8 protein-coding genes are annotated in these 8,610 nt (G+C 65.2%); 4 read left to right on the top strand and 4 right to left on the bottom strand.

What is annotated here, in order from left to right; translation table 11 throughout:
* Both AX709_RS07220 and AX709_RS07215 read left to right on the top strand, forming a co-directional pair.
* Positions 1-1,677, top strand: a 1,677-nt coding sequence (locus AX709_RS07220) for a vitamin K epoxide reductase family protein (protein ID WP_231727453.1), incomplete at its 5' end; no start/stop codon positions are given.
* 264 nt (positions 1,678-1,941) lie between these two features.
* A complete protein-coding gene (locus AX709_RS07215) occupies positions 1,942-3,876 on the top strand; it encodes a cytochrome c/FTR1 family iron permease (RefSeq protein ID WP_066548241.1) in 1,935 nt (644 codons plus the stop codon).
* A gap of 126 nt (positions 3,877-4,002) precedes the next feature.
* Here the strand turns inward: AX709_RS07215 and AX709_RS07210 are convergent, their stop codons facing one another.
* The 3 genes from AX709_RS07210 to AX709_RS07200 form a co-directional block, all read right to left on the bottom strand.
* On the bottom strand, positions 4,003-4,335 hold the full coding sequence (locus tag AX709_RS07210) for a four-helix bundle copper-binding protein (RefSeq protein ID WP_004212960.1): 333 nt from the start codon (positions 4,333-4,335) through the stop codon (positions 4,003-4,005).
* 112 nt (positions 4,336-4,447) lie between these two features.
* Positions 4,448-4,876, bottom strand: coding sequence for a Cu(I)-responsive transcriptional regulator (cueR, locus tag AX709_RS07205; protein ID WP_081856853.1), 429 nt, complete (start codon positions 4,874-4,876; stop codon positions 4,448-4,450).
* Positions 4,877-4,887: 11 nt separating this feature from the next.
* Entirely contained in the window at positions 4,888-7,341 is a 2,454-nt protein-coding gene (locus tag AX709_RS07200) for a heavy metal translocating P-type ATPase (protein WP_066548237.1), read from the bottom strand.
* A gap of 134 nt (positions 7,342-7,475) precedes the next feature.
* Here AX709_RS07200 and AX709_RS07195 point away from each other — a divergent pair, with 134 nt between their 5' ends.
* Positions 7,476-7,670, top strand: coding sequence for a heavy-metal-associated domain-containing protein (locus tag AX709_RS07195; protein WP_030541577.1), 195 nt, complete (start codon positions 7,476-7,478; stop codon positions 7,668-7,670).
* Between the two features lie 135 nt (positions 7,671-7,805).
* A complete protein-coding gene (locus AX709_RS19125; RefSeq protein WP_231727452.1) occupies positions 7,806-8,180 on the top strand; it encodes a hypothetical protein in 375 nt (124 codons plus the stop codon).
* Between the two features lie 114 nt (positions 8,181-8,294).
* On the opposite strand, the gene AX709_RS19120 is transcribed toward AX709_RS19125, so the two are convergent.
* The coding region (locus AX709_RS19120) for a hypothetical protein (RefSeq protein ID WP_231727451.1) at positions 8,295-8,610 on the bottom strand (316 nt) is incomplete at its 5' end.

The raw sequence follows: 8,610 nt of genomic DNA, 5'->3' as shown, positions 1-8,610 counted from the left end.
CTGCCGACGATCGTCGCCGCGCTGAAGCGCCACCCGCGGGCCTGGTATCGGAACAACAAGCTTAACGAGAATCTGGTTGCCTGGCACGATAAGCTAAAGGCCGAACCTGTAGCGCCGGGCCAACAACCCGCAGCGGCAGGCGGTGGAATGGCCGACATGGATCACGGGGCTGCGGACCATAGCAGCATGGACCATGCTGCCATGGGGCACCGACCTGGCGCGGCGGACATGGCGATGACCGGTCACGGTGCACACGGCGATCACATGGCCATAATGGACCGCGACGAGCGCCGTGCGCGCTGGGCTCTTTACGCAAACATCGGTCTTGGGCTGTGGCTCGCCTCCAGCCCGCTTATCTACGACTCCGTGACCACTCACAGTGTCGGCGAGGCGGCGCGCTTCGTAACTATTGATCGCGGGCTGCCGTCGATCGAGTGGCGGGCGAACGCGCTGGCCATCAGCGATGTCGTCAGCGGCCTCGCCATCGTGCTGTTCGGCGCGCTGTCGCTCGTTCCGCGCACCAAGACATGGGCGCAGTGGGCGGTCGCGTTCGTCGGCATCTGGCTGTTCTTCGCCCCGCTGATCTTCTGGAGCCCGAGCGCCGCTCAGTACAACAACAACCTGCTCATCGGCTCGGCCGTGATCGCCCTGTCGGTGCTCGTGCCGATGATGCCGGGCATGAGCATGGCGGGCATGATGGACCCCAAGAACATCCCGCCCGGCTGGACCTATTCGCCATCCACCGACGCACAGCGGCTGCCGATCGTCGCCATGGGTCTGATCGGCCTTCTCACCTCGCGCATCCTCACCGCCTACCAACTGGGGCATATTGACGGCGTTTGGGAGCCGTTTTTCGCCGGCTCCCTGAGCGATCCACGCAACGGCACCGAGGAGATCATCACCTCGGACATGTCCAAGGCCTGGCCGATTCCCGATGGTGGGCTCGGCACGGTCAGCTATGTCCTCGAGATCCTGATGGCGGTAATGGGCACCCGCGACCGCTGGCGGACCATGCCGTGGATGGTGACCTTCTTCGGCATCCTTGTCATCCCGCTCGGCGTCATCAGCATCTATTTCATCATCAGTCAGCCCATCGTCATCGGCACATGGAGCACGCTGGCGCTGATCGCCGCGCTCGCCATGCTGATCATGATCCCCTTCGCGCTCGACGAGGTGATTGCGATGGGTCAGTTCCTTCTCTGGGCGCGCCGGCAAGGCAAACCGCTGATCCGCACCTTCTTCCAGGGTGACGCGATAGAGGCGGGAGCGGTGGACGCGTCGGACGCGATGGCCTCGCCAAGCACCTTCTGGGCGGACGCAAAGAAGGGACTGACCCTGCCATGGACGCTGACTGCGAGCATCGTCATCGGCGTCCTGCTGATGCTGACCCGAATACTGTTCGGCACGGAAGGCGGTATGGCGAACAGCGATCACGTTGTGGGTGCGCTGGTCATCACGGTCGCGATCATCGCCACCGCAGAAGTTGCCCGCGCGCTGCGGCTGATCAACGTCGCGTTCGGAGCCTGGCTTGTGGCCGCGCCTTTCCTCCTCGACGGCGTTGGTCACCTTGGGGCCGTGGCCTCGGTCGTAGCCGGCATTGCGCTCGTCGGCCTCAGCTTTCCAAGGGGAAAGCGCAGCGCCGAGCATTATGCAAGCTGGGACAAGTACGTGATCTGAAAGTATCTTCAATCACTGCTTAGCCTCATCGAAAACCTTGATCGCGCATCGCACACCGTCACGCGCCTTCGCTGCCGCTTTTCTACCCCCCCGATCGTCTCCGGGTTCGCGGTCACGATCTTGTCGCCGGAGACGATCGCCCGCCAGCTCTCCGGCGGCGATGTTCATCATCCTGCCATTGGTGGTCGCGCACGCTGCCCAATACTGCTAATGAGAGTTGTTCGCATAGTCCGCGACGAGTGAAGCTTGGAATCGATCACCCATATGCCGTCACCTCTGGTCGCGCTGGTCGCGTCGCTTATGCTGCTGTTGATCCCCGCTGCGGCGATGGCCGATACCCGCGATGTTCAAACTGCTTGGCGTCTGCTCGACTATATGGCGGTCGATTATGGCGGTGCGGTCGCCAACGGCGCGGTCATAAGCGCGTCCGAATACGCGGAGATGACGGAGTTCGCCGCTGGGGTGTCGACGCGCCTCCGCGCACTTCCCGCGACGCCTGAGCGGCAATCTCTAATCCAAAGCGCTTCGCAGCTCGAAGCCGTGATCGGCCGCAAGGGATCGTCCCGAGAGGTCGCGACACTCGCGCATGGCCTCGCCGCCGATCTGCTCAAGGCCTATCCGGTGCCGCTCGCTCCCGCCAAGGCACCCGACCCCGCCATGGGAACAAGGCTATACGTCCAAAGCTGCTCGTCCTGCCACGGCCTCACCGGCGACGGACATGGGCCTGACGCTGCCAGACTCGACCCGCCGCCGATCGCGTTCACCGACGCCGAACGGGCGCGCCAGCGCAGCGTGTTCGCGCTCTATCAGGTGATAAGCCAAGGCATCGACGGGACCGCGATGCAGAGCTTCGCCGATCTGCCGAACGATCAACGCTGGGCGCTGGCGTTCCGCGCTGGCAGCTTCGCCCTGACCGACGCGCAAGCGGTCGAAGGCGAACGGCTGTGGAAGTCCCAGCCGAGCTTGCGGGCGCGGATCCCCGATTTGAAAACCCTGGTCGCGCTCACCCCCGCCGCGCTTGCGGGCAGCATCGGGCAGGCGAAAGCCGACGCGGTGCTCGCCTATCTGCGGCGCCACCCCGATCAGGTGATGCAACAAGCCCCGGGCTCGCTCGCGGTCGCTCGCTCCAAGCTTGCGCAAAGCCTCGCCGCGTTCCGGCGCGGCGACCGGCGCGGCGCAAAGGAACTGGCGCTGTCCGCCTATCTCGACGGGTTCGAGCCGATCGAACCGACGCTCTCGGCGCGCGACCCGACGCTCATGTCCAGGATCGAAGGCGCGATGGGAGAATATCGCGCCGCTGTGGAGAGCAGCACGTCGGCCGATGATGTGGCCGAACGAGTGGCAGTGCTGGGCGGCCTGTTCGATGATGCCGAGGCGGCGCTCGCGCCCGACGCCGCGACGCAGGCGTCCACCTTCTTGGGGGCCTTTACGATCCTGCTGCGTGAGGGGCTGGAAGCTCTTTTGATCGTGGTCGCCATGATCGCGTTCCTCCGCAAAGCGGAACGGCCAGAAGCCTTGCGCTATGTGCATGGCGGGTGGATCGGGGCGCTCATCGCGGGCGGGCTTACCTGGGCCGTCGCCACCTATGCGATCGGGATCAGCGGCGCGAGCCGGGAGCTGACCGAAGGGTTCGGCTCGCTGTTCGCGGCCGTGGTCCTGCTCTCGGTCGGAATCTGGATGCACGGCAAGGCGCAGGCCGATCAGTGGCAACGCTATATCCGTGAGAAAATGTCACGGGCGCTATCGGGCGGGTCGGGATGGTTCCTGTTCGGGCTCGCATTCCTGGTGGTTTATCGGGAGGTATTCGAGACGATCCTTTTCTACGCCGCGCTCTCGACACAGGGGAACACCGCGATGCTGCTGGCCGGGGCCGGCGCAGCGATCAGCCTTCTCGCCGTCATCGCCTGGGCAATGCTCCGCTACAGCCGGACGCTGCCGATTACGCAGTTCTTCCGCTACAGCTCGTGGCTGATGGCCGCTCTGACGGTCGTGCTGGCTGGTAAGGGAGTCGCTGCCCTCCAAGAGGCGGGAATCATCGACATAATGCCGCTCGCCAGCGTGCCACGTATCTCGATGTTGGGCCTGTTCCCGACATTGCAGTCGGTGCTGGCACAACTCCTGATGCTTGCCGCGATCGTGATCGGGTTTGCCTGGAACCGCCGCGCCAAGCCGCGGGCGGGCGGGCCGCTAGCCTACTAGCGGCAGGGCAGACAACGCCCCTCTCTAAAGCGTTGCCGCAACCCTGACCGTGCATCGCACCGTCTCACGCGCCTTGGCTCGCAATGTAACGGGAGGGCGGCGGGGAAAGCGCCGCCCTCGGGCCATTTACGCGGCCATCTTGTCGCAAGCGTCGGCGCACTTGCGACACGCGGCGACGCAATCCTCCATGCCGTCCAGCCCTTCGCAGCTCGACGCGCACGCCCGGCAAATCTCGGCGCACTCGCGGCAGATATGCCGGTGGTGCTCGGACTTGCGCGCCATGAAGTCGATCGCGACCGCGCAAATCTGCGCACAATCGGCCATGATCTTCATGTGCTGCGGCTCGGCATGTCGGCCTCCCGCCTCAAGGCAATGGTTCATCGCCATGTGGAGGCAGGTGACATGGCATTCGTGGCAGGCGTCCATGCACGCCTTCATCTCGGGATCGATCTGATGCATTGTCTTTCCTTCCATATGCGCCCCCCTCCCCTTGTATATACGCGGTTCTTGGCGCTTTCCCTCGCCGCGGTTTGGACTTCACCGTCCTTACGGCTCGGACCATCGTCCAAGGTCAACCCTTTTCTTGCGCACAACGGAGAGTAACATGTTGAACTCCGACCGCAAGATCGTCCAGGATAGGGTAATCTGGCCGATCTCCGCCCGCGCAGCGACGCGCCAGATCTTCGAGCGACTTGCGCATCGCTCGGAGCTCGTGCTCCTTGCGCTCCATCTCCGCGGCTCGTGCAAGCGCGAGGGCCTTGACCTCACCACTCGCCCGATCGCCGTCCTGCCACAGCGCAACGAGCTGGCCGATCTCCGAAATTGGGAAGCCGAGATCGCGCGCGCGTCGGATGAAACGCAGCATGTGCACCTCGCGTTCGTCATAGTCGCGGTAGCCGGAATCACGCCGCGTGGCCTTGGGGATGAGGCCGATCGCCTCATAATGGCGGATCATCCGCTGGCTGACGCCCGAAGCTTTGGCAGCTTGTCCTATATTCACGTATTGTCTCCTCAAGCCGCTGTCGGACGCCAACGGCGAAGCGTCAGCGCATTGGCAGCGACGCTGACACTCGACAGCGCCATCGCCGCGCCGGCGATCACCGGGCTTAGATACCCGAACGCTGCCAGCGGGATGCCGACCAGGTTGTAGATGAACGCCCAGAACAGCCCCTGGCGGATCTTGGAATATGTCCGTTTGGAGATGTCGATCGCGTCCGCGACCAGGCGCGGATCGCCCCGCATCAGCGTGATGCCCGCTGCGTGCATCGCAACGTCTGTTCCGGTTGACATGGCGATGCCGACATCTGCTGCAGCGAGGGCAGGGGCGTCGTTGACGCCGTCCCCGACCATCGCGACCGTGCGGTCCCCGCCCCGCAATGCTGCTACCGCATCCGACTTTCCTTCCGGCAGGACATTGGCGACGAAATCGTCGATGCCGAGCTTGGCCGCCGCTGCGCGGGCGCTTCCCGCATTGTCTCCGGTCAGCATCACGCTGCGTATGCCGCGGCCATGCAGCGCCGCCACGGCGGCCGCTGCGGAAGCCTTCACCTCGTCGCCGAACGCCAGCAGGCCGAGGAGGCGGCGTTCGGGCGCGCGCTCCGCAACCCAGGAGACCGTCCGTCCCTCGGCTTCCAGCCTGGCCGCCTCGGTGGCCAGCGGCGTCAGTGCGATAGCTTCGTCCTCCATCAAGCGCGTGCTGCCGAGGATCAGGTCGCGGCCGTTGACGTCTGCAGCAACCCCGCGGCCGGGCAGGCCGCGCATCCCGCTGGCGCGGGCGGGTTCGACGCCTTCCGAGCTGGCCCACGCCATGACGGCCCGTGCGAGCGGATGCTCGCTTCCGGCCTGAAGCGCCGCGGCGAGCGCGATGAGATCGGTGCGCTCGACCCCGGCGGCGGGCAGTCCGGCCAGCAGCGAGGGCTTGCCTTCGGTCAGCGTGCCGGTCTTGTCGAACGCAACGACATTGATGCGGTGCGCGGTCTCCAGCGCCTCGGCATCCTTGATGAGCACGCCGGCCCGCGCGGCAACGCCCGTACCGGCCATGATCGCGGTCGGCGTGGCCAGGCCGAGCGCGCACGGACAGGCGATGACGAGCACCGCGACCGCGTTCAGGATCGCGACTTCCACTCCGGCGCCGGCGATCAGCCAGCCGGCGAGGGTAAGCGCGGCTATGACGAGGACGATTGGCACGAACACGGCGCTGACCTTGTCGACGAGCCGCTGGATCGGAGCCTTGGCGCCCTGCGCGCTTTCGACAAGGCGCACGATGCGAGCGAGGGTGGTCTCAGCCCCCACCGCCGTCGTCTCGACCAGGATGAGGCCGTCCGCGTTGATCGATCCGCCGGTCACTGGGTCTCCAGCGGCCTTGGCGACCGGAAGGCTCTCTCCGGTGAGCATGGATTCATCGACATGGGTTGCTCCCTCGATCAGTCGTCCATCGACGGGGATGCGCTCGCCGGGCCGGACGCGGACGCGGTCACCCGAGCGCACCTCCGCCAGGGCAATCTCTCGTTCGCTGCCGTCGGTGCCGACAACGCGAGCCTGGTCGGGCCGCAGCGCCATCAGCGCGCGGATCGCCTCTCCGGTCTGACGCTTGGCGCGGCCTTCGAGCCATTTGCCGAGCAGGATAAGGGTGATGACGACGGCCGAAGCCTCGAAGTAATAATGCGCATCCATGCCGTGCATCGGCGCGAACAGCAGCTGGTAGAGGCTGAGCCCGTAGGCGGCCGATGTGCCGATCGCGACCAACAGGTCCATGTTGCCGGTTCGGGCGCGCGCGGCCTTCCAACCCGCGCGATAGAAGCGCGCGCCCAGCCAGAACTGCACGGGCGTCGCGAGCAGCAGCTGGATCCAGCCCGGCACCGCCACCTCGATACCGAACGGGGCCAGCAGCATCGGAACGACCAGCGGCAGCGACAGCGCCGCGGCGATCAGCACGTGGCGGAGCTCTCTTGTTGCGGCTGCGTCGCGGCGGGCGTCCTCGGCGCTTCGTTCCGCCTCCGCCGATCCGGTGCGCGCGAATGCGGTGTAACCAGCGCTTTCGACGGCCTCGACCAAGACATAAGTGGGGACGCCACCCACCGTTTCGATCCGCGCCGTCTCGGCCGCCAGGTTGACACTCGCGGAGCGGACGCCGGGCACTTTCAGCAGCGCCTTCTCGACCCGGGTGACGCAGGAGGCGCAGGTCATGCCGGTGATCGTCAGCTCGGTCGTCTGTGTCACCGGGGTGTAGCCCGCCGCAAGAACCGCATCGGCTACGGCAGCGACATCGGATCGTCCATCGACGAACTCGACATTCGCGCGCTCCGTCGCGAGATTGACCGAGACGCCGGCAACGCCCTGCACCCCGGCGATGGCGCGCTCCACCCGCCCGACGCACGTCGCGCAGGTCATGCCATCGATGGCCAGCGACAGCCTTTCGTCGCTTCTCGTCTGTGCCTGCATTGGCAGCTGCGCCCGGGCGTTCATGGTCGTCTCCACTACTGAGTCGACGGCCTTATGGTCCCTCACATTGTGTCAAGGTCAACAGCTAAATTCACCTCTTGACCCTGACACAGTGTCAAGCCCCATATTTGTTTCATCCACCTTATGGGAGAACGAAGATGATCGACTTCAAAGTTCAGGGAATGACCTGCGGAGGCTGTGCGCGCGGTGTGACCAACGCGCTTCAGCGCGTCGATGCCAATGCCGTCGTCAACATCGATTTGGCGAGAAAGACCGTTTCGGTAAACTCGACGGCCGATGTACAGCAGCTCAAGCAGGCCATCGAGAAAGCCGGCTTCGCGGTGACGCAATAAAGCCCCATTTTGCCTAAGGGATTTGCGGGGCGGGCGCGTAAAACAATTGTGCGGTGATCCGCACGCGCCCGCCTCGCGATCATAAGTACAGGGGGACTGTATGCGTTCCGCAGCACAATGAATGAGGGTGGCAGATTGATGACCGACGGTGAGCGCAGTGGGTCAGGGAGCGACAAGGACGCCCTCGAAGTCGTCCTCATCACAGGTGCGAGCGGCTTTACAGCCGCCGCGCTAGTTGCCCAGCCGAGGGAACGCTACACGGTTGTCGGCCTGGATCGTGTCGGTCCTCCAGACCCGCGGCCGCCCGCGTCGGCAATCGGCTATGACATCACGGGCAACCCCAATCCGCTCTACGACAAGGCCACCGTGCACGACACCCGCCGGCTGATTGACGGGCTCCGGTCGTTCGACGTCGAGCAATTCGTCTTCGCCAGCACAATGCTGGTTCATAAGCCTGCCGCCACTCCGGAAGAGCGCATCAGCGAGGAGTCGCCAATCGGTGCGTCCTAGGCGTATCCACAGTCGAAAGTTGTTGCCGAAGCACTGCTGCACGCGAGGCGCGGTAAGATTCCCGTCGTCTTCCTCCCCGCCGCCGGAGTTTACGACGGCGACGGGCGCTCGGCGTTACTCGCGCAGCAGATATCCCAGATCTACGAGCATCGCGTGATCTCGCACTTTTATCACGGGATGCTGCGTGCGGCATCGGCGCACCGCGACGACTTGGCCGATGCCGTGCTTCGCCTGGTCGATCGGCGGCACGACCTTTCGGCCGAGCTGCCGCTGCTCATCGGCGCGCCCGGCTATGCCGAGATCCAGGACATCGTGGGCGAGGCGCTCGACGGCGAGGTCCGGAAGACTATCCGGATTCCGTAGCCGCTCGCGAAGGCCGGGATCATCCTGCAGAACGAAGCGCTCGGCAGCGACGACTTCATCCAGCCCT

Origin of the sequence: Sphingomonas sp. CCH15-F11 (assembly GCF_001557005.1) — a bacterium.
Classification (GTDB): domain Bacteria; phylum Pseudomonadota; class Alphaproteobacteria; order Sphingomonadales; family Sphingomonadaceae; genus Sphingomonas.
Note: the sequence above shows the minus strand (reverse complement) of the source record. Positions and strands in the feature narration are given on the sequence as shown.